At 45.0% G+C, this 22,674-nt stretch carries 20 protein-coding genes, 2 rRNA genes and 1 riboswitch (1 of these 23 cut by a window edge); of the genes, 19 read left to right on the forward strand and 3 right to left on the reverse strand.

What is annotated here, in order from left to right:
- Together ISX45_RS17330 and rrf are read left to right on the forward strand one after the other, a co-directional pair.
- A 23S ribosomal RNA gene (locus ISX45_RS17330) occupies window positions 1-2,015 on the forward strand; it begins 912 nt to the left of the window's first position.
- A gap of 128 nt (window positions 2,016-2,143) precedes the next feature.
- Window positions 2,144-2,260, forward strand: a 5S ribosomal RNA gene (rrf, locus tag ISX45_RS17335).
- A 227-nt stretch (window positions 2,261-2,487) separates the two neighbouring features.
- Here rrf and ISX45_RS17340 read toward each other — a convergent pair.
- The gene (locus ISX45_RS17340; protein WP_181557491.1) at window positions 2,488-2,931 is read right to left on the reverse strand and encodes an Hsp20/alpha crystallin family protein; all 444 of its coding nucleotides are present in this window, start codon (window positions 2,929-2,931) and stop codon (window positions 2,488-2,490) included.
- A 145-nt stretch (window positions 2,932-3,076) separates the two neighbouring features.
- Window positions 3,077-3,178: riboswitch (purine riboswitch) on the forward strand.
- A gap of 107 nt (window positions 3,179-3,285) precedes the next feature.
- On the opposite strand from ISX45_RS17340, the gene purE reads away from it, so the two are divergent.
- The 12 genes from purE to purD all read left to right on the forward strand — a co-directional run bounded on the left by purE (window position 3,286) and on the right by purD (window position 16,006).
- On the forward strand, window positions 3,286-3,774 hold the full coding sequence (purE, locus tag ISX45_RS17345) for a 5-(carboxyamino)imidazole ribonucleotide mutase (protein WP_194519498.1): 489 nt from the start codon (window positions 3,286-3,288) through the stop codon (window positions 3,772-3,774).
- Window positions 3,758-4,912: a 5-(carboxyamino)imidazole ribonucleotide synthase gene (gene purK / locus ISX45_RS17350; RefSeq protein WP_407649668.1), complete on the forward strand. Its 1,155-nt coding sequence runs from the start codon at window positions 3,758-3,760 to the stop codon at window positions 4,910-4,912. The genes purE and purK overlap by 17 nt, the downstream gene beginning before the upstream one ends.
- Window positions 4,909-6,201 carry an adenylosuccinate lyase gene (gene purB / locus ISX45_RS17355; protein WP_194519500.1) on the forward strand — a complete coding sequence of 431 codons (1,293 nt, stop codon included), beginning with the start codon at window positions 4,909-4,911 and terminating at the stop codon, window positions 6,199-6,201. Before purK ends, purB begins: the two co-directional genes overlap by 4 nt.
- A gap of 77 nt (window positions 6,202-6,278) precedes the next feature.
- Window positions 6,279-7,007, forward strand: a complete 729-nt coding sequence (gene purC / locus ISX45_RS17360) for a phosphoribosylaminoimidazolesuccinocarboxamide synthase (RefSeq protein WP_194520742.1) — start codon at window positions 6,279-6,281, stop codon at window positions 7,005-7,007.
- Window positions 6,995-7,249 (forward strand): phosphoribosylformylglycinamidine synthase subunit PurS, encoded by a 255-nt coding sequence (gene purS / locus ISX45_RS17365; RefSeq protein WP_181557496.1) that lies wholly within the window; start codon window positions 6,995-6,997, stop codon window positions 7,247-7,249. The genes purC and purS overlap by 13 nt, the downstream gene beginning before the upstream one ends.
- Window positions 7,246-7,932, forward strand: a complete 687-nt coding sequence (gene purQ / locus ISX45_RS17370) for a phosphoribosylformylglycinamidine synthase subunit PurQ (protein WP_194519501.1) — start codon at window positions 7,246-7,248, stop codon at window positions 7,930-7,932. Before purS ends, purQ begins: the two co-directional genes overlap by 4 nt.
- Window positions 7,916-10,144, forward strand: a complete 2,229-nt coding sequence (gene purL / locus ISX45_RS17375; protein WP_194519502.1) for a phosphoribosylformylglycinamidine synthase subunit PurL — start codon at window positions 7,916-7,918, stop codon at window positions 10,142-10,144. Before purQ ends, purL begins: the two co-directional genes overlap by 17 nt.
- Window positions 10,120-11,532 (forward strand): amidophosphoribosyltransferase, encoded by a 1,413-nt coding sequence (gene purF, locus ISX45_RS17380; protein WP_181557499.1) that lies wholly within the window; start codon window positions 10,120-10,122, stop codon window positions 11,530-11,532. The genes purL and purF overlap by 25 nt, the downstream gene beginning before the upstream one ends.
- Window positions 11,533-11,546: 14 nt before the next feature.
- Window positions 11,547-12,587: a phosphoribosylformylglycinamidine cyclo-ligase gene (gene purM, locus ISX45_RS17385; protein ID WP_181557500.1), complete on the forward strand. Its 1,041-nt coding sequence runs from the start codon at window positions 11,547-11,549 to the stop codon at window positions 12,585-12,587.
- The gene (gene purN / locus ISX45_RS17390; RefSeq protein ID WP_181557501.1) at window positions 12,584-13,153 is read left to right on the forward strand and encodes a phosphoribosylglycinamide formyltransferase; all 570 of its coding nucleotides are present in this window, start codon (window positions 12,584-12,586) and stop codon (window positions 13,151-13,153) included. The genes purM and purN overlap by 4 nt, the downstream gene beginning before the upstream one ends.
- A gap of 15 nt (window positions 13,154-13,168) precedes the next feature.
- Window positions 13,169-14,707 (forward strand): bifunctional phosphoribosylaminoimidazolecarboxamide formyltransferase/IMP cyclohydrolase, encoded by a 1,539-nt coding sequence (purH, locus tag ISX45_RS17395; protein WP_181557502.1) that lies wholly within the window; start codon window positions 13,169-13,171, stop codon window positions 14,705-14,707.
- Between the two features lie 15 nt (window positions 14,708-14,722).
- Entirely contained in the window at window positions 14,723-16,006 is a 1,284-nt protein-coding gene (purD, locus tag ISX45_RS17400; protein WP_194519503.1) for a phosphoribosylamine--glycine ligase, read from the forward strand.
- Here purD and ISX45_RS20115 read toward each other — a convergent pair.
- The gene (locus tag ISX45_RS20115) at window positions 15,969-16,073 is read right to left on the reverse strand and encodes an EYxxD motif small membrane protein (protein WP_323744645.1); all 105 of its coding nucleotides are present in this window, start codon (window positions 16,071-16,073) and stop codon (window positions 15,969-15,971) included. The two genes, purD and ISX45_RS20115, sit on opposite strands and share 38 nt — an antisense overlap.
- 55 nt (window positions 16,074-16,128) lie before the next feature.
- Entirely contained in the window at window positions 16,129-16,383 is a 255-nt protein-coding gene (locus ISX45_RS17405) for a YgaP family membrane protein (RefSeq protein ID WP_181557504.1), read from the reverse strand.
- An 89-nt stretch (window positions 16,384-16,472) separates the two neighbouring features.
- Here ISX45_RS17405 and ISX45_RS17410 point away from each other — a divergent pair, with 89 nt between their 5' ends.
- The 5 genes from ISX45_RS17410 (at window position 16,473) to pcrA (ending at window position 22,665) form a co-directional block, all read left to right on the forward strand.
- Window positions 16,473-18,215, forward strand: a complete 1,743-nt coding sequence (locus tag ISX45_RS17410; RefSeq protein WP_194519504.1) for an adenine deaminase C-terminal domain-containing protein — start codon at window positions 16,473-16,475, stop codon at window positions 18,213-18,215.
- A 31-nt stretch (window positions 18,216-18,246) separates the two neighbouring features.
- On the forward strand, window positions 18,247-19,260 hold the full coding sequence (locus ISX45_RS17415; RefSeq protein WP_228485575.1) for a DUF3048 domain-containing protein: 1,014 nt from the start codon (window positions 18,247-18,249) through the stop codon (window positions 19,258-19,260).
- A gap of 29 nt (window positions 19,261-19,289) precedes the next feature.
- Window positions 19,290-19,616 carry a YerC/YecD family TrpR-related protein gene (locus ISX45_RS17420; RefSeq protein ID WP_194519505.1) on the forward strand — a complete coding sequence of 109 codons (327 nt, stop codon included), beginning with the start codon at window positions 19,290-19,292 and terminating at the stop codon, window positions 19,614-19,616.
- Between the two features lie 110 nt (window positions 19,617-19,726).
- Window positions 19,727-20,413, forward strand: a complete 687-nt coding sequence (gene pcrB / locus ISX45_RS17425) for a heptaprenylglyceryl phosphate synthase (protein ID WP_181557507.1) — start codon at window positions 19,727-19,729, stop codon at window positions 20,411-20,413.
- Window positions 20,414-20,472: 59 nt separating this feature from the next.
- Complete coding sequence (gene pcrA / locus ISX45_RS17430) at window positions 20,473-22,665, forward strand: DNA helicase PcrA (RefSeq protein WP_194519506.1); 2,193 nt, start codon at window positions 20,473-20,475, stop codon at window positions 22,663-22,665.
- The last annotated feature ends 9 nt before the right edge of the window (window positions 22,666-22,674 follow it).

Genomic DNA, 22,674 nt, shown 5'->3' on the forward strand with positions numbered 1-22,674 from the left:
TGATTGGGCTAGGGGCCCTCATCGGGTTACCGAACTCAGTCAAACTCCGAATGCCAATGACTTATCCTTGGGAGTCAGACTACGAGTGATAAGATCCGTGGTCAAAAGGGAAACAGCCCAGATCACCAGCTAAGGTCCCCAAGTGTACGTTAAGTGGAAAAGGATGTGGAGTTGCCCAGACAACCAGGATGTTGGCTTAGAAGCAGCCACCATTTAAAGAGTGCGTAATAGCTCACTGGTCGAGTGACTCTGCGCCGAAAATGTACCGGGGCTAAACGTACCACCGAAGCTGTGGGATGACTTACGTCATCGGTAGGGGAGCGTTCTAAGGGCGTCGAAGCTAGACCGGAAGGACTAGTGGAGCGCTTAGAAGTGAGAATGCCGGTATGAGTAGCGAAAACAGAGGTGAGAATCCTCTGCACCGAAAGCCTAAGGTTTCCTGAGGAAGGCTCGTCCGCTCAGGGTTAGTCGGGACCTAAGCTGAGGCCGAAAGGCGTAGGCGATGGACAACAGGTAGAGATTCCTGTACCACCTCCTCACCGTTTGAGCAATGGGGGGACGCAGGAGGATAGGGGAAGCGCGCGACTGGTTGAGCGCGCCCAAGCAGTGAGGCTGGCAAGTAGGCAAATCCGCTTGCCGTAAGGCGAAGCTGTGATGGCGAGGGAATAAAAGTACCGAAGTCCCTGATTCCACACTGCCAAGAAAAGCCTCTAGCGAGGTGAGAGGTGCCCGTACCGCAAACCGACACAGGTAGGCGAGGAGAGAATCCTAAGGTGCGCGGGAGAACTCTCGTTAAGGAACTCGGCAAAATGACCCCGTAACTTCGGGAGAAGGGGTGCTCTCTTGGGTCTCAAGCCCGAGAGAGCCGCAGTGAAAAGGCCCAAGCGACTGTTTAACAAAAACACAGGTCTCTGCGAAGCCGTAAGGCGAAGTATAGGGGCTGACACCTGCCCGGTGCTGGAAGGTTAAGGGGAGCGCTTAGCTTACGCGAAGGTGCGAACCGAAGCCCCAGTAAACGGCGGCCGTAACTATAACGGTCCTAAGGTAGCGAAATTCCTTGTCGGGTAAGTTCCGACCCGCACGAAAGGTGTAACGACTTGGGCACTGTCTCAACGAGAGACCCGGTGAAATTATAGTACCTGTGAAGATGCAGGTTACCCGCGACAGGACGGAAAGACCCCGTGGAGCTTTACTGCAGCCTGATATTGAATTTTGGTATCGCTTGTACAGGATAGGTGGGAGCCTGAGAAGCCGGAGCGCCAGCTTCGGTGGAGGCGACGGTGGGATACCACCCTGGCGGTATTGAAATTCTAACCCGCACCCCTGATCGGGGTGGGAGACAGTGTCAGGTGGGCAGTTTGACTGGGGCGGTCGCCTCCCAAAGAGTAACGGAGGCGCCCAAAGGTTCCCTCAGAATGGTTGGAAATCATTCGTAGAGTGCAAAGGCAGAAGGGAGCTTGACTGCGAGACCTACAAGTCGAGCAGGGACGAAAGTCGGGCTTAGTGATCCGGTGGTTCCGCATGGAAGGGCCATCGCTCAACGGATAAAAGCTACCCCGGGGATAACAGGCTTATCTCCCCCAAGAGTCCACATCGACGGGGAGGTTTGGCACCTCGATGTCGGCTCATCGCATCCTGGGGCTGTAGTCGGTCCCAAGGGTTGGGCTGTTCGCCCATTAAAGCGGTACGCGAGCTGGGTTCAGAACGTCGTGAGACAGTTCGGTCCCTATCCGTCGCGGGCGCAGGAAATTTGAGAGGAGCTGTCCTTAGTACGAGAGGACCGGGATGGACGCACCGCTGGTGTACCAGTTGTCCCGCCAGGGGCACCGCTGGGTAGCTATGTGCGGAAGGGATAAGCGCTGAAAGCATCTAAGCGTGAAGCCCCCCTCAAGATGAGATTTCCCATCGCGTCAAGCGAGTAAGATCCCTCGAAGATGACGAGGTAGATAGGTCCGAGGTGGAAGCGTGGCGACACGTGGAGCTGACGGATACTAATCGATCGAGGACTTAACCAAGAAAAAGGTGAAGCCGAGCGTTCGCTTCTTTGCATGGATATCGGTTATCTAGTTTTGAGAGAACAAAAAAAGTTCTTGACAGAACCGATAGGTTCGTTATAATCATACTTGTCCAATTCGATATCTTGCCTAGTGACAATGGCGGAGAGGTCACACCCGTTCCCATCCCGAACACGGAAGTTAAGCTCTCCAGCGCCGATGGTAGTTGGGGCCAGCGCCCCTGCGAGAGTAGGTCGTCGCTAGGCGGACTTGGTTGTTAGAGAACTATTCATTAGTTCTCTAACTTTTTGTCCAAGTTTATTAGCGTTTTATGACGCCATTAAAATCCTCTCCCCCATAAAAGATAAAAGCGTTATGTTCAGCTCTCAGGGCCAGTAGAGCCTAAGAGAGCGAGGCGCTGAGTTAAAAGAAGTGGCTAATCTCTATGATGTGGAGATTAACCACTTCTTTTTCTGTATAGATGACACTGTCTTCATTCCCCTTTTTTGATCTCAATTTTTTTCTTTCGATTATCAGGGATCATTCGATGAAGGTGGATGAGCAATAAACCATGATGATATGTTGCTTCAATTCGATCTTCCTTGACGGCAAAAGGAAGAGGAATCGTTTTTTCCCATGTCCCTTGAAAAATCCCTTCTTCGATAAGTTCAAACCCCTTAAATTGTAAGTTAATGATTGCTTTGATTTCTAATGTTTTGTAATACGTATATAACTCGACATCCTCTATTTTTTCTAAACCAGGTAAACAAGCAACGATTAGGAGTTCGTTGTCTTTTTTGTATATATTAATGCCAGATGATTTTTTATTGGTGTTGGTTGGCAAAAACGGTTGGAAACTTCCCCAAAAATCTCCATCAAAGAAATGTTCCCATTGTTTTGTCCAGTCTGGGAACGGACCGAATGGGCTTGGTTTCATTTTATCCCTCCTCCACTACTATTTCATCATATGTTTGCAAGGCTGTTTTGTGAAGTAAACAAGCAAAAAACGAACATTTATTTATTTTTTAAGATAAATGTTCGATTTTATGTTGACATCTTTCAGAAAACATTGATAAGATAATGGTAACTTCATAATGTTCCCTCATATAATCTTGGGAATATGGCCCAAAAGTTTCTACCCAATAACCGTAAATTATTGGACTATGAGGGAAAGGATCGAAGCGGCTTTTTTCGTCTATAGTGGTCGAATTGTGCCCAGAACGGTGCTTTCCCTCAAAAAAAGGAACGCGTGTTCTGGGTTTTTATATGGCATAAAAGAGGTGAATACGGAGTGCAACCGCTTGTTGGAGTGATTATGGGAAGTCAGTCCGATTGGGAAACGATGAAATATGCCTGCGATATATTAGAAGAATTACAGATTCCGTTTGAAAAAAAGGTGGTTTCGGCTCACCGGACGCCTGATTACATGTTTGAATATGCGGAGACCGCTGAGGAAAGAGGCATCAAGGTGATTATTGCCGGCGCCGGAGGAGCAGCACATTTACCGGGAATGGTTGCGGCGAAGACGACGTTACCGGTCATTGGTGTGCCGGTGCAGTCGAAGTCACTGAATGGGTTAGATTCTCTTTTGTCCATTGTGCAAATGCCGGGGGGAGTGCCGGTAGCGACTGTGGCCATCGGTAAAGCGGGAGCGACGAATGCAGCGCTTTTAGCAGCGGCCATGCTTGGTATTCATGATCCTGAATACATGGAAGCCTTGAAAAAAAGAAGAGAACAAATTCGTCAAGAAGTGTTAGAAAGTAGTGATCGTCTTGAATAATCACCGAATCATTCCGGGGCAAACCGTCGGTATTATTGGCGGGGGACAGCTTGGGCGGATGATGGCAATTTCCGCAAAAGAGATGGGATTTCGTGTTGCTGTGCTTGACCCTGTTCCCAATTCTCCATGTGGTCAGGTAGCCGATATTGAAATTACGGCCGAATATAACGATATAGAAGCGATTCGCCGATTAGCGAACGTGAGTGATGTGATTACGTACGAATTTGAAAATATTGATGCAGATGCATTGAATTGGCTTGTTGAGCATTCCTATGTACCTCAAGGTAGTGAATTATTAACCATTACACAAGATCGTGCGACAGAAAAAAAGGCAATTACGGACGCAGGGCTTCCGGTTACTCCTTATGTGGAAGTTCAATCAGCAGAAGAGCTGTTTGCAGGAATCGAAACCATCGGTATTCCTTGCGTGTTAAAAACGCGACGTGGTGGTTATGATGGCAAAGGACAATTCGTTATTCGCAGCAAGGAAGATAGTGAACAGGCGCTTTCCTTATTGCAAATGGGTCCTTGTGTCCTAGAAAGCTGGCTTTCCTTTGAAAAAGAGATTTCTGTCATTGTCACAAGAAACGGATTAGAGGAAATTGCCGTGTTTCCAGTTGCCGAGAACATTCATGTCGATAACATTTTGCACGAAACGATTGTTCCGGCAAGAATTCCAGCGCATGTAGCACAAAAAGCGATTGCATATGCAAGGGTTCTTGCTGATTATTTCGGTCTTATCGGTACATTGGCCGTGGAAATGTTTTTAACAAAAGAAGGGGATATTTATATTAATGAGCTTGCCCCTAGACCACACAACTCAGGTCATTATACAATTAATGCTTGTGCGACATCTCAATTTCAGCAACACATTCGTGCTGTTTGTAACTGGCCGTTAGGAAGTACGGAATTGCTGAAGCCTGCGGTGATGGTCAACATTTTAGGAGAACATGTTGAACCAGTGATTGAAAACATTGCCAAACTTGGCGAAGCGCATCTTCATCTTTATGGAAAAAAGGAAGTGAAATGGAAGCGGAAAATGGGTCACTTGACTGTGTTAGCTGAAAATGTAGATGTAGCGCTACAACATATTGATGAATTGCAAATTTGGAATGATCGGAGGCTACAACAAACATGATTGAACGTTACACAAGACCGGAAATGGGTGCGATTTGGACGGAAGAAAATCGCTTTAAAGCATGGCTCGAAGTGGAAATTTTAGCTTGTGAAGCATGGGCAGAACTTGGGGTGATTCCAAAAAAAGATGTCGAACTCATTCGCAAAAATGCTTCGTTTGACATTCAACGCATTAAAGAAATCGAAGAAGAAACTCGTCATGATGTCGTCGCATTTACACGCGCTGTTTCCGAAACATTAGGTGAGGAGCGGAAATGGGTGCATTATGGTTTAACGTCGACAGATGTAGTAGATACAGCGCTGTCTTATTTGTTAAAACAGGCAAATGAAATTTTGCTGCGTGATCTTGAAAACTTTATTCAAGTATTGAAAGAAAAAGCACAAGAACATAAATATACCGTCATGATGGGGCGTACGCACGGCGTTCATGCTGAACCGACGACATTCGGCCTGAAAATGGCACTTTGGTATGCGGAAATGCAGCGTAATTTAGAGCGCTTTAAACAGGCGGCAGAAACGGTGCGCGTCGGGAAAATTTCTGGGGCAGTTGGAACATACGCCAACATTGATCCGTTTGTTGAAAAATATGTGTGTGAAAAACTGGGCTTAGAGCCGGCACCAATTTCAACGCAAACATTACAGCGTGACCGTCATGCTCATTACATGGCAACATTGGCGTTAATCGCAACATCGATTGAAAAATTCGCTGTAGAAATTCGCGGTTTGCAAAAAAGTGAAACGCGTGAAGTGGAGGAATTTTTTGCTAAAGGGCAAAAAGGCTCTTCAGCTATGCCACATAAGCGCAACCCAATCGGTTCAGAAAATATGACGGGAATGGCGCGCGTGATTCGCGGTTACATGTTGACCGCTTATGAGAACGTTCCGCTTTGGCATGAACGTGATATTTCTCACTCATCAGCTGAACGCATTATTTTACCAGATGCTACGATTGCCTTGAACTATATGCTTAATCGCTTTACGAGCATCGTTAAAAATTTAACGGTGTTCCCAGAAAATATGAAGCGCAATATGGATCGCACATTAGGGCTTATCTACTCACAACGTGTATTGCTAGCGCTGATTGATACAGGTATGACACGTGAGGAAGCGTACGACTTAGTTCAGCCAAAAGCGATGGAAGCATGGGAAAAACAAGCGCCGTTCCGTTCGTTAGTTGAAGCGGACGAAACGATTACAAGCCGCTTAACGAAAGAACAAATCGATGATTGTTTTGATTACCACTATCACTTAAAACATGTTGATACGATTTTTGAACGTTTAGGATTGTAATTACACATAGGTAAGGCTTTCCTTACCTATGTGGCAACAGAAAATTTCCTAATATTCTGTCTTAGGAGGCCTTTATGATGGTCAAAAAGTTAGGGTTACTTTATGAAGGAAAAGCGAAAAAAGTGTACATGACGGATGAAGAAAATATTCTTTGGATCGAATATAAAGACAGCGCGACAGCGTTTAATGGTGAAAAAAAGGCAACGATTGTTGGCAAAGGACGTTTAAATAATGAAATTACAAGTTTACTATTTTCTAAACTTCATCAAGCGGACGTTCACAATCACTTTATTCAAAAGTTATCCGCAACCGAGCAACTCGTAAAAAAAGTAACGATTATTCCCCTTGAAGTCGTTGTCCGCAATTATGTCGCCGGGAGCCTTTCCAAACGGCTTGGTGTCTCCGAAGGAACAAGCCTAGAAAAGCCGCTTATTGAGTTTTACTACAAAAACGATGATCTCGGCGATCCTCTCTTGTTGGAAGACCACATTGCCATTTTAAAGCTGGCTACCTCAGAACAAATCGCTGTCTTGAAGGAATCAGCTTTAAAAGTCAATGAGATTCTTACCCAGCATTTTCAATCATGTAATGTGAGATTAGTTGATTTTAAGCTAGAGTTTGGTATGGACTCAGAAGGAACGATTTTATTGGCAGATGAAATTTCTCCTGATACTTGTCGCTTATGGGATATGGACACAAACGAAAAATTTGACAAAGATGTGTTTCGTCGAGATTTAGGAAGCTTGACGGATGCTTACGAGACGATTTTACAAAGATTAGGAGGCTCAGTGAAATGTACAAAGTAAAAGTATATGTCACATTGCGGGAAAATGTATTGGATCCACAAGGAAATGCGGTAAAGGGAGCGCTTCATAGTTTATCTTACAACGAAGTAAAGGATGTACGGATCGGAAAGTTTATGGAGCTTGTAATCGAAAAAAGTGAACGTGATATAGATGAACTCGTCCGGGAAATGTGTGAAAAACTGTTGGCGAATACAGTGATTGAAGACTACCGTTATGAAATTGAGGAGGTAGTGGCACAGTGAAATTCGCTGTTATTGTTTTCCCGGGCTCCAACTGCGATGTCGATATGTATCATGCGATTAAGGATGAGTTAGGTGAAGAAGTCGAGTACGTTTGGCATGACGCGGATGGTCTTGACGAATTTGATGGCATTTTACTTCCAGGTGGTTTTTCGTATGGCGACTACCTTCGTTCCGGAGCTATCGCTCGCTTTTCCAGTGTGATGAAGGCGATTCAAAAAGCGGCAGAGGAAGGGAAACCGATTTTAGGCGTGTGCAACGGATTTCAAATTTTGTTAGAGGCGGGGTTATTGCCGGGAGCGATGCGGCGCAATAACAGCTTAAAATTCATTTGTCGCCCTGTTTCATTGAGAGTCGAAAACAATGAAACGATGTTTACATCGGCATACAAACAAGGTGAAATTATTACCATTCCAATTGCTCATGGAGAAGGCAATTATTACTGTGATGAAGCAACATTACATCAACTGATCGAAAATCGCCAAATTGTGTTCCGCTATCATGGGGATAATCCAAATGGAAGTTTAGACAATATTGCAGGAATTATCAATGAAAAAGGGAATGTGCTTGGAATGATGCCGCATCCGGAGCGCGCTGTCGATCAGCTTCTTGGCAGCGCTGACGGGTTGAAAATGTTTCAATCAATCGTGAAATACTGGAGGGAAACACATGTCGTTACTGCTTGAGCCAAGCCCAACGATGATTAAAGAAGAAAAGTTGTATCGTGAGATGGGATTAACGGATGAAGAATTTGCGATGATTGAGAACATTCTCGGTCGCTTACCTAACTATACAGAAACTGGAATTTTTTCTGTCATGTGGTCTGAGCATTGCAGCTATAAAAATTCAAAGCCTGTGCTAAAAAAATTCCCAACGGAAGGAAAGCATGTACTGCAAGGTCCGGGAGAAGGAGCAGGCATTGTCGATATTGGTGATGGCTTGGCAGTTGCATTTAAAATTGAAAGCCATAACCATCCATCGGCGATTGAACCGTATCAAGGAGCGGCAACAGGTGTCGGGGGGATTATTCGCGATGTATTCTCCATGGGAGCTCGTCCAATTGCGCTGTTAAATTCTCTTCGCTTTGGTGAACTGACCTCTCCGCGCGTGAAATATTTATTTGAACATGTTGTTGCCGGTATTGCCGGATATGGCAACTGTGTCGGCATTCCGACCGTCGGCGGCGAGGTACAATTTGACCCTGCTTATGAAGGAAACCCGCTTGTCAACGCAATGTGTGTCGGTATTATTCGGCATGAAGACATTCAACGCGGAATCGCATCCGGCGTCGGAAATACGGTCATGTACGTCGGAGCAAAAACAGGTCGTGACGGCATTCACGGAGCGACATTTGCTTCCGAAGAATTAACGGAACAGTCCGAAGCAAAACGTCCAGCCGTTCAAGTGGGCGACCCGTTTATGGAAAAATTATTGCTTGAAGCATGCTTAGAAGTCATCAAATCGGATGCGTTAGTGGGTATGCAAGATATGGGGGCCGCAGGGTTAACAAGTTCAGCTGCTGAAATGGCGAGCAAAGCCGGTGTTGGCATTGAGATGAACCTTGATTTAGTCCCGCAGCGCGAAACAGGAATGACACCATATGAAATGATGTTGTCCGAATCACAGGAACGTATGTTGCTTGTTGTGAAGAAAGGCCGCGAACAAGAAATTTATGATTTATTTGCCAAATACGGGCTTGAAGCAAAAGACGTTGGCAAAGTCACCGGTGATAAAATGCTTCGCCTCTATTTCCGCGGTGAAGTGGCAGCGGAAATTCCGGTTGATGCACTAGCAAAAGACGCACCAGTCTATCATAAGCCATCAAAAGAGCCTGATTATTACCGAAAGTTTCAAACGATGGCCTCTTATCTTCCGCAAGTAGATAACTACGAAGAAACATTGCTTTCGTTACTGGCACAACCAACTATTGCGAGCAAAGAATGGGTCTATGACCAATATGATTATATGGTACGAACCAATACGGTGGTTGCTCCAGGCTCTGATGCGGCTGTTGTTCGCATTCGCGGTACGAATAAAGCATTAGCGATAACAACTGATTGCAACTCCCGCTACATTTATTTAGATCCAGAAACAGGGGGTAAAATCGCGGTTGCAGAAGCAGCACGAAATGTTGTATGCTCCGGTGCGAAACCATTGGCAATTACCGATTGCTTGAATTTTGGCAACCCAGAAAAACCAGAAATTTTTTGGCAGCTCGAAAAAGCCGTTGACGGGATGAGTGAAGCATGTCGCATGCTAGATACGCCAGTGATCAGTGGGAACGTTTCACTGTATAACGAAACAAATGGGGAAGCTGTTTATCCAACCCCGGTTGTTGGCATGGTCGGATTAGTGGAAGATTTGCACCATATTACAACACAAGAGTTTAAACAAGCTGGCGACCTTATCTATGTAATGGGGGAAGCGAGACAGGAGTTTGGCGGTAGTGAATTACAAAAATTACTGGAAGGTCGCATTTTTGGCAAAGCTCCCGCTATCGATTTGAATACAGAAGCGAAACGTCAAAATGAATTACTGACAGCTATTCAAGAGGGGGTAATTGCTTCCGCCCATGATATCGCGGAAGGCGGCTTGGCTGTCGCTTTAGCGGAATGCCTTATGAACGCTGATGATTTAGGTGCAAAAGTGGCCGTAAGTGGGGATATCGTGGCAGAATTATTTAGCGAAACGCAATCTCGCTTTATCGTTTCCGTGAAAAAAGAACAACAAGCGAAATTTGAACAATTGGTCGAAGCGAAGCTCATTGGTGAAGTGACAAACGATGGAACGCTTCTCATCGAAAATGAGCGTGGTGAGGCAATCGTCCATCTTCCGGTGGAAAAAATGAGAGGCGTGTGGAAAGGAGCTATTCCATGCTTGCTGAAATCAAAGGCTTAAACGAGGAGTGCGGCATTTTTGGCATTTGGGGACATGAGGAAGCGGCCCAAGTAACGTATTACGGGCTGCATAGCCTCCAACATCGCGGCCAAGAAGGGGCAGGGATTGTTGTTGCCCATCACGGAGCATTAAAAGGACATAAAGGATTAGGACTTGTGACGGAAGTGTTCAGCAACGGTGAACTTCAATCGTTATATGGAATGGCCGCAATTGGCCATGTCCGTTACTCGACGGCTGGGGGTGGGGGCTATGAAAACGTGCAGCCTCTTTTGTTTCGTTCGCAAAATGGTAGCCTTGCGCTAGCGCATAACGGTAATTTAGTGAACGCGACAGAGTTGAAGCTTCAGCTTGAGCAGCAAGGAAGTATTTTTCAAACGACATCCGATACGGAAGTATTGGCCCATCTCATTCGTCGCAGCCATGCTCCGACGTTAAAAGAACAAATAAAAGAAGCGCTCACGTATTTAGAGGGGGCATTTGCGTTTCTTTTGTTAACGGAAACGGAATTGTATATTGCTCTTGACCCATACGGTTTTCGGCCGCTCTCGATTGGGAGGCTCGGCAATGCGTATGTCGTTGCTTCAGAGACGTGCGCTTTTGATGTCGTCGGCGCGACCTATGAGCGAGAAGTGGAGCCGGGGGAACTCATTATCATTAACTCGGAGGGAATTCATTCTGAGCGATTTGCACCAAAGAAAACGCGCTCGATTTGCAGCATGGAATACATTTACTTTGCTCGTCCTGACAGCAATGTTGACGGAATTAACATTCATACGGCTCGCAAAAATCTAGGAAAGCGGTTGGCGCTTGAAGCTCCAGTGGAAGCCGATATTGTTACCGGTGTTCCAGATTCGAGCATTTCGGTAGCGATCGGCTATGCAGAAGCGACGGGCATACCGTATGAGCTCGGTTTAATTAAAAATCGCTACGTCGGGCGCACATTTATTCAACCATCGCAATCGCTTCGCGAGCAAGGGGTGAAAATGAAACTTTCTCCTGTACGTGGAGTCGTAGCGGGGAAACGTGTTGTGATGGTCGATGATTCGATTGTTCGTGGCACGACGAGCAAGCGAATTGTCACGATGCTTCGTGAGGCAGGAGCAACAGAAGTGCACGTCCGCATTAGTTCACCGCCAATTACTCATCCTTGCTTTTACGGGATTGATACATCGACGAAGGAAGAACTCATTGCTGCGACCCGTACAGTGGAGGAAATTCGTAACATTATTGGAGCGGACTCGCTTGCCTTTTTAAGCCATGAAGGATTGTTAGAAGCGATTGGACGCCCAGACAATTCCCCATTGCGTGGACAATGCCTCGCTTGTTTTACAGGCGCCTATCCAACGAATACATGCCAAGAGCGAACGCAGCTCGTGATAAAACAGTAAAAGGAGGACTCAAGGTGGCAGAAGCATATAAACAAGCGGGTGTTGATATCGAAGCGGGCTACAAAGCTGTTTCGCTTATGAAAAAGCACGTACAAAAGACAGCTCGCCCAGAAGTACTTAGTGGTCTTGGCGGTTTTGGCGGCATGTTCGATTTATCCCGATTTGGGTATCAAGAGCCTGTTTTAATTTCAGGGACGGACGGGGTCGGAACGAAGCTGATGATTGCGTTTATGATGGATAAACATGATACGATTGGGATTGACTGTGTGGCAATGTGCGTAAACGACATCGTTGTACAAGGGGCGGAACCGCTATTTTTCCTTGACTATATCGCTTGTGGAAAAGCCGTTCCGGAAAAAATTGAGCAAATTGTCAAAGGGATTGCCGATGGATGTGTCCAAGCAGGTTGCGCGCTCATCGGCGGCGAAACAGCGGAAATGCCTGGAATGTATCAAGAAGACGAATATGATGTTGCTGGATTTGCAGTCGGGATTGCAGAAAAGACGAAATTAATTACCGGTGCAACGATTCAAGAAGGGGATGCACTAATTGGCCTTGCGTCAAACGGTATTCATAGCAACGGGTATTCCCTTGTTCGTAAAATTGTGTTTGAGAAGGCAAAGCTCAATCTTCACCAAACTTATGGTCGTTTAACTGTTCCGTTAGGGGAGGAACTACTCAAACCAACGCGCATTTATGTAAAACCATTACTAGCGGCTATGAAACAATTTGACATCAAAGGAATGGCTCATATTACCGGAGGCGGATTTATTGAAAATATTCCGCGCATGTTACCGGAAGGATTAAGCGCCGAAATCGATTACGGCTCATGGCCGATTCCACCGATTTTTGACTTGTTGCAAGAAAAAGGAGATCTTGCTCGTAAAGAAATGTTTAATATTTTTAATATGGGGATTGGCATGGTGTTAGCTGTCGATAGCAGGATGATTTATCCGCTCATTGCGCGATTAGAAGAGCTTGGTGAAAAAGCGTATTTAATTGGCCGTGTGAAACAAGGGGAAGGCGTGTCGCTTGCCGGAGGGAAAATGGAATGAAGAGGATTGCAATTTTTGCCTCAGGGAGCGGAACAAATTTTCAAGCGATTGTGGACGCTGCGAGAAAAGGAGATTTGCAAGCAAAGGTCTCGCTATTAGTGTGCGATCGCCCCGGCGCAAAAGTGATTGAACGGGCGAAGCAAGAACATATTCCCTCGTTTGTGTTTCGTCCAAAAGACTATGCTTCGAAAGCCGATTTTGAGCAAGAGATTTTAACGCAATTAAAAGAAAAAGAAGTCGAGTTCATTGTTCTAGCTGGCTATATGCGGTTAATCGGTCCAACATTACTCGCCGCTTACGAAGGAAAAATCGTCAATATCCATCCTTCCCTTTTGCCTGCTTTTCCGGGAAAAGATGCCATCGTGCAGGCTTACCGGGCCGGTGTAAAGATAACGGGAGTAACGGTGCATTATGTTGACGAAGGTATGGATACAGGACCGATTATTGCACAGCGTGCGATTCCGATTCATGAAGGTGAATCGCTTGAACAACTCGAGACAAGAATTCACGAGTTAGAGCATCAGCTATATCCGAGCGTACTGAAAACATTACTTGAACATCGATAGAAAGGATCGAGAAACATGGCAGTAAAACGTGCATTACTCAGTGTGTCAAACAAAGAAGGAATTGTTCCTTTTGCCAAACAACTTGCTGAATTTGGTGTCGAAATCATTTCGACAGGCGGAACGAAGAAAGCATTAGAAGAAGCAGGAATTCCGGTAATTAGTATCTCCGATGTAACAGGATTTCCGGAAATTTTAGATGGACGCGTAAAGACGCTTCATCCGATGATTCATGGCGGATTGCTTGCGATTCGTGACAATGAACACCATCGTCAACAACTTGACGAGCATCATATTCAGCCGATTGATTTAGTCGTTGTCAATTTGTACCCGTTCCAACAAACGATTGCCAAGAGTGATGTGACGTTTGCGGAGGCGATTGAAAACATCGATATCGGCGGACCGACGATGCTTCGTGCCGCGGCGAAAAACCATCAATATGTTACGGTTGTTGTGGATCCAGCGGATTATGACACGGTGTTACAAGAGTTAAAAGAATATGGGACGGTTTCTCAAGAAACAAATTTGAAGCTGGCCGCGAAAGTGTTCCGTCATACTGCCGCTTATGATGCGATGATTGCGGAGTATTTAACAAATCTCGTTGGTGAAGAGCATCCGGAATCACTTACCGTTACATTTGAGAAAAAACAAGATTTACGCTACGGTGAAAATCCGCATCAAAAAGCAGCCTTCTATAAGAAGCCGTTAGGCTCCTCTTTCTCGATTGCGGCAGCAAAACAATTACATGGAAAAGAATTGTCATACAACAATATTAATGACGCGAATGCCGCATTACAAATCGTCAAAGAATTTACAGAGCCAGCCGCTGTTGCCGTGAAACATATGAATCCTTGCGGTGTCGGGGTCGGTGCGAATATTTACGAGGCGTTTACAAGAGCGTACGAAGCGGACCCAACGTCGATTTTTGGCGGCATTATTGCCCTCAACCGAGAAGTAGACAAAGACACAGCCTTAAAAATGCACGAAATCTTTTTAGAAATTGTGATTGCTCCATCATTCAGCAAGGAGGCTCTCGAAATTTTAACACAAAAGAAAAATATCCGCTTGTTGACGGTTGATTTTGCAGCAGCCAATAAGAAAGAGCGATTCCTTGTTTCTGTACAAGGCGGTTTGTTAGTTCAAGAACAAGACAGATATACGCTTGATGACGCTCAGATAAAAGTTGTGACAAAGCGTGAACCAACCGAAAAAGAATGGGAAGACTTGAAACTCGCTTGGAAAGTCGTTAAGCATGTGAAATCGAACGCAATTGTGTTGGCGAAAGACGGGATGACGATCGGTGTCGGCGCCGGCCAAATGAACCGTGTGGGCGCGGCGAAAATTGCGGTTGAACAGGCAGGAGAGAAAGCTCAAGGTGCGGCGTTAGCGTCCGATGCATTTTTCCCAATGGATGATACGGTAGAAGCGGCAGCGAAAGCAGGCATTACGGCGATTATTCAACCGGGTGGCTCGATTCGCGATGCAGACTCGATTAAAAAAGCGGATGAATACGGAATCGCCATGGTCTTTACCGGCATCCGTCACTTTAAACATTAAAATGAGGTGAATTTGATGAAGGTGCTCGTCATTGGTCGTGGTGGTAGAGAGCATGCGATTGTCTGGAAAGCAGCACAAAGTCCGCTTGTAACAAAGCTGTATGCGGCGCCGGGGAATCCTGGAATCGCTGAGATGGCGGAGCTTGTTCACATCGATGAGAACGATACGGAGGCGCTCGTCCATTTCGCTAAACAAGAAAGCATTGATCTTACGATTGTTGGTCCGGAAGCACCGCTTTTAAACGGGATCGTGAATCGATTCCAAGAAGAGGGGCTTCGCATTTTTGGACCAAGAAAAGAGGCTGCTCTCATTGAAGGAAGCAAAGCGTTCGCCAAAGACATCATGAAAAAATATGGCGTACCGACAGCAGAGTACGCTTCATTCACGTCTTATGAAGAAGCGAAAGCATATGTAGAGAAAAAGGGAGCGCCGATCGTGATTAAAGCGGATGGATTAGCGGCAGGAAAAGGGGTTACTGTCGCGATGAACGTTCGAGAAGCGCTTGATGCCCTGCATGTGATGATGGTGGAAAAGCAATTTGGAGAAGCGAGCCAGCAAGTCGTCATTGAAGAATATTTAGAAGGGGAAGAGTTTTCACTAATGGCATTTGTCCATGGCGAAAATGTGTATCCGATGGCGATTGCTCAAGATCATAAGCGTGCCTATGATCACGATGAAGGTCCGAACACAGGGGGAATGGGGGCATATTCCCCTGTACTGCAAATTTCAGAAGATATGATCCAACAAGCTATTGAACAAATTATCAATCCAATGGCAAAGGCACTTGTTGCTGAAAATCGAGCGTTTACTGGCATTTTATATGCAGGGCTAATGGCAACTGCACGAGGTCCAAAAGTCATTGAATTTAATGCGCGCTTTGGCGATCCGGAAGCGCAAGTCGTGCTGCCACGTTTAGAAAACGACCTTGTTCAATTGCTCATTGACATGCTGGAAGGAAAAGAAGTGGAAGTAACATGGTCCACCGAAGCAATAATAGGAGTCGTCTTAGCTTCAAAAGGCTATCCATATGCCTATCAAAGCGGAGCAGTGATTGAAGGAATAGAGGAGCTTCATCCAAACATACTCGTGTTCCATGCGGGAACAAAAATCGAAAACGGAGCATTACGTACAAACGGAGGACGTGTGCTGCTTGTTGCTGCAAAAGGAGAAACACTGCAACAAGCACAACAAACAGTATACAAAGAAATTGCAAAAATCAAATGTGATCAATTATTTTACCGCAGCGATATCGGTCATAAAGCTATCGCACGCGCTTTTTCCTCACATAGACAAAACTAATAGCGACAATTCCGCCAATTAATAAAGCTAGTACAAAGGACATGTCTGTCAAGTATTCCAGTAACATCGTTTATTCTCTCCTTTAACGGAGGCTGGCTCAATGAATGAGTCAGCCAATTTTTTTAGGTAGGATTAATCGTTAGTTCGTCGCCTTTCACACGTTCTGCTTGTTCCTGTTGGTATTTTTCAAACAGCGCGGTAATCGGACAAAAGCGCGTAATCCCTTCAGCGACTTTCATGGCGGCGAGCATAGCGATAAAGAGATAAGAATCGCGCCACGGCCATCTCGTCATTTTCGCCGTTGCCCACGCCAGTATCATTAATCCGCAGGTAATGCGAATGAGAGCGTTCACGATACCAATATTGATTTTCACCATATTTTCCCTCCTTATTTTGTTTGTGAAAATGACTTTAATGCGGTAAAATGTTTATATGGAACAATTAGGAAAAAAGGGATGGGGTGTATATGACCGAACAACGTTACCGCTGGAAAAGCTACCAATTGCGCGAGCATGTCGCAATCATCGACGGGAAAAAGTCGCCTACCAAACTGTTAGTCAATGCGACGTACTTACATTCTTATTTCCGGCAATGGTTAAAAGGAAACATTTGGATTAATGAAGATCGTATCGTCTATGTTGGTGAACGTCTCCCTGATCGTCTTGAGGGATGCGAAATTATTGATTGTAGCGGTTACTTTTTAGTACCTGGGTATATCGAACCGCATACCCATCCGTTTCAGTTATATAATCCCCACTCGCTAGCTCAATATGCATCGAAATATGGCACAACGACATTGATCAACGATAACTTATTCCTTGCTTTGCAATTACCAAAAAAGAAAGCGTTTTCTTTTTTGAAAAAAACGAGTGCACTTCCTGTGACGATGTATTGGTGGTGTCGGTTTGACGGCCAAACAGAGCTTGAGCGGGAAGAGGAGCATTTTTCTCACGCGAATGTGAAAGAATGGCTCGAACAAGATTCGGTCGTGCAGGGCGGAGAGTTAACTGGATGGCCGAAGCTGCTTGCTGGGGATGATTTAATGCTTCATTGGATTCAGGAAGCCAAGCGGATGAAAAAGCAGATTGAAGGACATTTTCCCGGCGCATCAGAGAAAACGCTTACAAAAATGGTGTTGCTAGGAGTAGACTGTGATCATGAAGCGATGACAGGAGAAGAAGTATATCGGAGATTATTGCATGGCTATACTGTTTCATTACGTTATTCTTCGATTCGTCCGGATTTACCAACATTGCTTGAGGAAATGAAAGCACTTGGTATTGACCAATATGACAAGTTGATTTTCACAACTGACGGTTCACCGCCGTCATTTTACGAACAAGGATTCATTGACCAACTGATTCGTATGGCGCTAGAAAAAGAGGTTCCTCTTATCGATGCCTACAACATGGCAACGATTAACGTAGCGCGTCATTATCAAATGGAACACCTTCATGGCAGCATCACAACAGGGCGAGTGGCCAACATTAACCTATTACGGGAAAAGGAAGACCCAACCCCTATCAGTGTGCTTGCAAAAGGACAATGGGTGAAGCGTGATGGCGTTTGCGAAGAATTAAATCCGTCTATTCTTTGGGGAGAATATGGTATTCAGCCACTTCAGCTATCTTGGCAGCTGTTTATTGATGATTTACAATTTTCAATGCCATTAGGAATGCACATGGAAAATTCGGTCATTATGAAGCCGTACTCCATTTCCATTGATACATCGCGCGAAGAGCTGTCTGTTGACCATGATGAAAGCTTTTTAATGCTGGTCGATCGAAACGGAAAATGGCGGGTTAATACGATTTTAAAAGGGTTTGCTACCCATGTCAGAGGATTGGTTAGCTCTTATTCGAATACAGGTGATATTATTTTAATTGGGAAAAGTAAAAAAGATATGTTTTTAGCATTTCAACGTATGAAGGAAATAGGCGGGGGCATTGTTTTGGTGGAACATGGGAAAGTCGTTTACGAACTTCCCTTAACGCTAAACGGAATGATGTCTGAGGAAAAGATGGAAGTGCTTATCGCTGAGGAGAAAAAGTTAACAACGTTATTAAAGCAAAGAGGCTATCCATTTGTTGATCCGATTTACTCATTATTGTTTTTACAATCTACCCATTTGCCATATGTTCGCATTACGCAACGCGGAATTTATGATGTCATGAATAAAATAGTACTCTTTCCATCAATAATGCGTTAAAATATAAAAGTAAAAAAAGGTTGTGTGATCATTGAAACGTTGGTTCATTGCGTTGAGTGGAGCATGTCTTCTTATGGGAGGCTGTGCAAAAGAAAAAGAAGAAGGCATACATCAGAACACAGCACCAATCGAAACGCCGAAACAAGATAACACATCGAAACAAGAACAAACAGTATTCCCGTTGACCGGATTGCCGGCGGCGAAATCTTCTGACCATCGCGTGATTGCGGTTATGGTGAACAATCATCCGAAAGCAAGACCGCAGTCGGGGTTGCAAAAAGCGGATATCGTATACGAAGTACTTGCTGAAGGGGATATTACGCGCTTTTTGGCATTATATCAGAGCGAATTCCCAGAAAAAGTCGGCCCTGTTCGCAGTGCCCGCGACTATTATATTGAATTAAGCAAGGGCTATGATGCACTCTATATTTGTCACGGATGGAGTCCAGAGGCAAAAGCGATGCTGGAAGCTGGAGGGACAGATTATCTGAATGGCCTGTTTTATGACGGGACGTTGTTTAAGCGTGCCTCGTTTCGTAAAGCGCCGCATAATTCGTATATTACCTTTGCGAATATTGAAAAGGGGGCGAGAGAAAAGGGGTATTCCCTTCAAGAGAAAGTGAAGCCATTGCCGTTTTTTACGGATGAGCAAAAGGAAGAAGCGGCGCAGCAAATTGAGATTGCGTATTCGCATCGCGATTATGCCCATGTTCAGTACAAATACATTCCGGATCAAAAAGGATATTTTCGCTATAGCGCAGGGGAACAGACGGTGGATTATGACACAAAAGCCCCCATTATCGTGCACAATGTGTTTATCGTGGCAGCGAAACATACGATCGCTGACAAATCAGGACGTCGTGACATCGACTTAACATCCGGCGGCAAAGGGTATTTATTTCAAAACGGAATGGTGAGACAAGTGGAATGGAAAAACATCGATGGTCGTATTTTGCCGTATGAAAACGGGGTGCCCGTTGGTTTTGTGCCGGGTAAAACATGGATTAATATCGTTCCAGAACTTGACATTGTTCAATATCGCTAGATTATGTTTATATAGAGGGGGAAATGACAATGCAAATCGATAAGTTGAGAGGCAGAGAAGTAGATCAACTGTTTAAGGCGATTCTTTCCCTTCGCGACTTAGAAGAATGTTATCGCTTTTTCGATGACCTGTGCACGGTGAATGAAATCCAATCGCTCGCCCAGCGCTTAGAAGTCGCGCGAATGCTTCGTGAAGGATACACGTATCATAAAATTGAAACGGAAACAGGAGCAAGCACCGCGACGATTTCCCGCGTCAAACGTTGTTTAAACTACGGAAATGATGCTTATGAAATGGCGCTTGAGCGCATTAAAGAAGAAAACACGGATGAACCGAAAGAAACGCATGATGCTTAATCAAAAAGGGAGTATTCCTTTTACGTGAAGGAGCTCCTTTTCTTTTTGGCTGAAAAGAGTGAGGATTTGTTATAATGGAAAGATGGATAAGCAAATGGAGGTTTTCGTGTATGTATGATCTTCGCCAGTGGCGTCATGTCTTTAAACTAGACCCGAATAAACAACTTAGCGATGAACAACTTGAACTCGTATGTGAATCAGGAACGGACGCTGTTATTGTTGGTGGAACCGACGGTGTGACATTAGAAAACGTGCTTGATTTAATGGCGCGTATCCGTCGTTTCAGCGTTCCGTGTGTGTTAGAAATATCCAATATCGAATCCGTTACGCCGGGATTTGACTTTTATTTGATTCCTATGGTCTTGAACAGTCGGCAAACGAAATGGATTGTCGATTTGCATCACCGAGCAGTAAAAGAATTTGGTGAGTTAATGAATTGGGATGAAATTTTCATGGAGGGCTACTGCATTTTAAATAAAGATTGCAAAGCGGCTGCGTTAACCGATGCCAATACGGAGCTTCAAGAAGAAGATATCGTTGCCTATGCGCGCATGGCCGAGTATATGTACCATCTACCCGTTTTTTATTTAGAATATAGCGGAGCATATGGAAACCCGCAAACAGTACAAAAAGTCAAACATGTGCTGCGCGATACCCGATTGTTCTATGGAGGAGGAATTGAAAACGAAGAGCAAGCCAAAGAAATGGCGCAATACGCCGATACGATCGTTATCGGAAATGCCATTTATAAAGATCTAGAAAAAGCGCTCAAAACTGTAAAAGCGGTAAAAGGATAAGTTGTACAAGCAAGAAAAATAGTATAAAATAGAACATATGTTTTGTGGTGGTGATCAAGGTGAATTTTTTATCAGAAAGGTTATTAGCCAATTTAAACCGCGAACAACAAGCGGCTGTAAAAACGACGGAAGGGCCTCTTCTCATCATGGCGGGAGCGGGAAGCGGAAAAACGCGCGTATTGACGCACCGCATTGCTTATTTAATGGCGGAAAAACATGTGGCACCTTGGAATATTTTAGCAATTACGTTTACGAATAAAGCGGCCCGCGAAATGAAGGAGCGCGTGCAAGCTCTTCTTGGCGGAGCAGCGGAGGACATTTGGATTTCGACATTCCACTCGATGTGTGTTCGCATTTTGCGCCGCGATATTGACCGCATCGGCATTCACCGCAACTTTTCGATTTTAGATACGACTGACCAGCTTTCCGTGTTAAAGACAATTTTAAACGAAAAAAACATCGATCCGAAAAAATTTGACCCGCGTTCGATTTTAGGGACGATCAGCAGCGCTAAAAACGATCTGCTTTCCCCGGAGAAATTCGCCCAAAAAGCAGGGAGCTACTACGAAAAAATCGTCAGCGACGTATACGAAGAATACCAAAAACGCCTGCTTCGAAACCATTCGCTTGATTTTGACGACTTAATTATGACGACGATTCAATTGTTCGAGCGCGTTCCAGAAGTGCTTGAGTATTATCAATATAAGTTTCAATACATTCATGTCGATGAGTACCAAGACACGAACAGGGCGCAATACATGCTTGTTAAAATGCTTGCGTCGCGCTTTAAAAATTTGTGCGTCGTCGGCGATTCGGATCAATCAATTTATCGTTGGCGCGGAGCAGATATCCAAAACATTTTATCGTTTGAAAAAGACTATCCGAACGCGAAAGTCATTTTACTCGAGCAAAACTATCGTTCAACGAAACGCATTTTACAAGCGGCAAACGAAGTCATTGAACATAACTATAACCGCAAACCGAAAAAATTATGGACGGAAAATCCAGAAGGACAGAAAATCGTCTATTATGAAGCGATGAGCGAATCGGATGAGGCGCAGTTTGTCGCCGGGAAAATAAAAGAATATGTAGATAGCGGCAAACGAGGTTATTCCGATTTTGCTATTCTGTACCGAACAAATGCACAATCGCGGATGATGGAGGAAGTATTAGTCAAATCCAATATCCCTTATAAAATCGTCGGCGGCATTAAGTTCTATGACCGCAAAGAAATTAAAGACATTTTAGCGTATTTGCGCGTCATTGCCAATCCGGACGATGACATTAGTCTAATGCGCATCATCAACGTACCGAAGCGCGGCGTTGGTGCCTCTTCCCTTGATAAAATTACAAGCTATGCCGCAGCGAACGGGCTCTCGATGTTTCAGGCGCTTGGAGAAATTGAACAAATCGGGTTAAGTGCACGCATCGCTGCTTCGTTAACGGAGTTTCGCCGACAGATTGAACAGTGGGGGCAAATGCAAGAATATGTTTCGGTCACAGAGTTAGTTGAAGATGTCTTAGATAAATCAGGCTATCGCGATATGTTACGTGCAGAAAAAACGTTAGAGGCGCAAAGCCGTCTTGAGAACATTGATGAGTTTTTATCAGTTACGAAGCATTTCGAAAATACGAACGAAGATAAGTCATTGATTGCCTTTTTAACCGATTTAGCGTTAGTCGCTGATATTGATCAATTGGACGAGCCAGACGGAAACGAACAAGAGGCAGTCGTGTTAATGACGCTTCATTCTGCCAAAGGGCTTGAGTTTCCGGTTGTCTTTTTAATCGGCATGGAGGAAGGGATTTTTCCGCATAGCCGTTCACTTGACGACGAAGAGGAAATGGAAGAAGAACGCCGCCTTGCATATGTCGGCATTACCCGGGCGGAAGAAGAATTGTTTTTAACAAGCGCCCAAATGCGTACATTGTTTGGCCGGACCAATATCAACCCGGTGTCGCGTTTTGTAAATGAAATCCCGGATGAATTAATTGAGCGTGCGAACAAAACGACACCATGGGCAGCGAGCCAGCCAACAAAAACGTTCCGTACGATAACGGTGGCAACGACAACAGGTGGCGAAGCAATCGGTTGGAAAGTCGGCGACAAAGCGGAACATAAAAAATGGGGAATCGGTACGGTCGTTAGCGTACGAGGAGAAGGAGACGATAAAGAACTAGACATCGCTTTTCCAAGTCCAATCGGGATTAAACGATTGCTTGCCAAATTTGCTCCAATTACAAAAGCGTAAGGAAAGGAT

The organism is Thermaerobacillus caldiproteolyticus, assembly GCF_015326725.1.
Taxonomy (GTDB): domain Bacteria; phylum Bacillota; class Bacilli; order Bacillales; family Anoxybacillaceae; genus Thermaerobacillus; species Thermaerobacillus caldiproteolyticus.

Excerpts from the sequence above, each read along its gene's own strand:
- ISX45_RS17340 (WP_181557491.1), bottom strand. The coding sequence starts at position 2,931 with ATGAAACCAAGCCCATTCGGTCCGTTCCCAGACTGGACAAAACAATGG.
- purB (WP_194519500.1), top strand. The coding sequence starts at position 4,909 with ATGATTGAACGTTACACAAGACCGGAAATGGGTGCGATTTGGACGGAA.
- purC (WP_194520742.1), top strand. The coding sequence starts at position 6,279 with ATGGTCAAAAAGTTAGGGTTACTTTATGAAGGAAAAGCGAAAAAAGTG.
- purS (WP_181557496.1), top strand. The coding sequence starts at position 6,995 with ATGTACAAAGTAAAAGTATATGTCACATTGCGGGAAAATGTATTGGAT.
- purL (WP_194519502.1), top strand. The coding sequence starts at position 7,916 with ATGTCGTTACTGCTTGAGCCAAGCCCAACGATGATTAAAGAAGAAAAG.
- purF (WP_181557499.1), top strand. The coding sequence starts at position 10,120 with ATGCTTGCTGAAATCAAAGGCTTAAACGAGGAGTGCGGCATTTTTGGC.
- purN (WP_181557501.1), top strand. The coding sequence starts at position 12,584 with ATGAAGAGGATTGCAATTTTTGCCTCAGGGAGCGGAACAAATTTTCAA.
- purH (WP_181557502.1), top strand. The coding sequence starts at position 13,169 with ATGGCAGTAAAACGTGCATTACTCAGTGTGTCAAACAAAGAAGGAATT.
- purD (WP_194519503.1), top strand. The coding sequence starts at position 14,723 with ATGAAGGTGCTCGTCATTGGTCGTGGTGGTAGAGAGCATGCGATTGTC.
- ISX45_RS20115 (WP_323744645.1), bottom strand. The coding sequence starts at position 16,073 with ATGTTACTGGAATACTTGACAGACATGTCCTTTGTACTAGCTTTATTA.
- ISX45_RS17405 (WP_181557504.1), bottom strand. The coding sequence starts at position 16,383 with ATGGTGAAAATCAATATTGGTATCGTGAACGCTCTCATTCGCATTACC.
- ISX45_RS17410 (WP_194519504.1), top strand. The coding sequence starts at position 16,473 with ATGACCGAACAACGTTACCGCTGGAAAAGCTACCAATTGCGCGAGCAT.
- ISX45_RS17420 (WP_194519505.1), top strand. The coding sequence starts at position 19,290 with ATGCAAATCGATAAGTTGAGAGGCAGAGAAGTAGATCAACTGTTTAAG.
- pcrB (WP_181557507.1), top strand. The coding sequence starts at position 19,727 with ATGTATGATCTTCGCCAGTGGCGTCATGTCTTTAAACTAGACCCGAAT.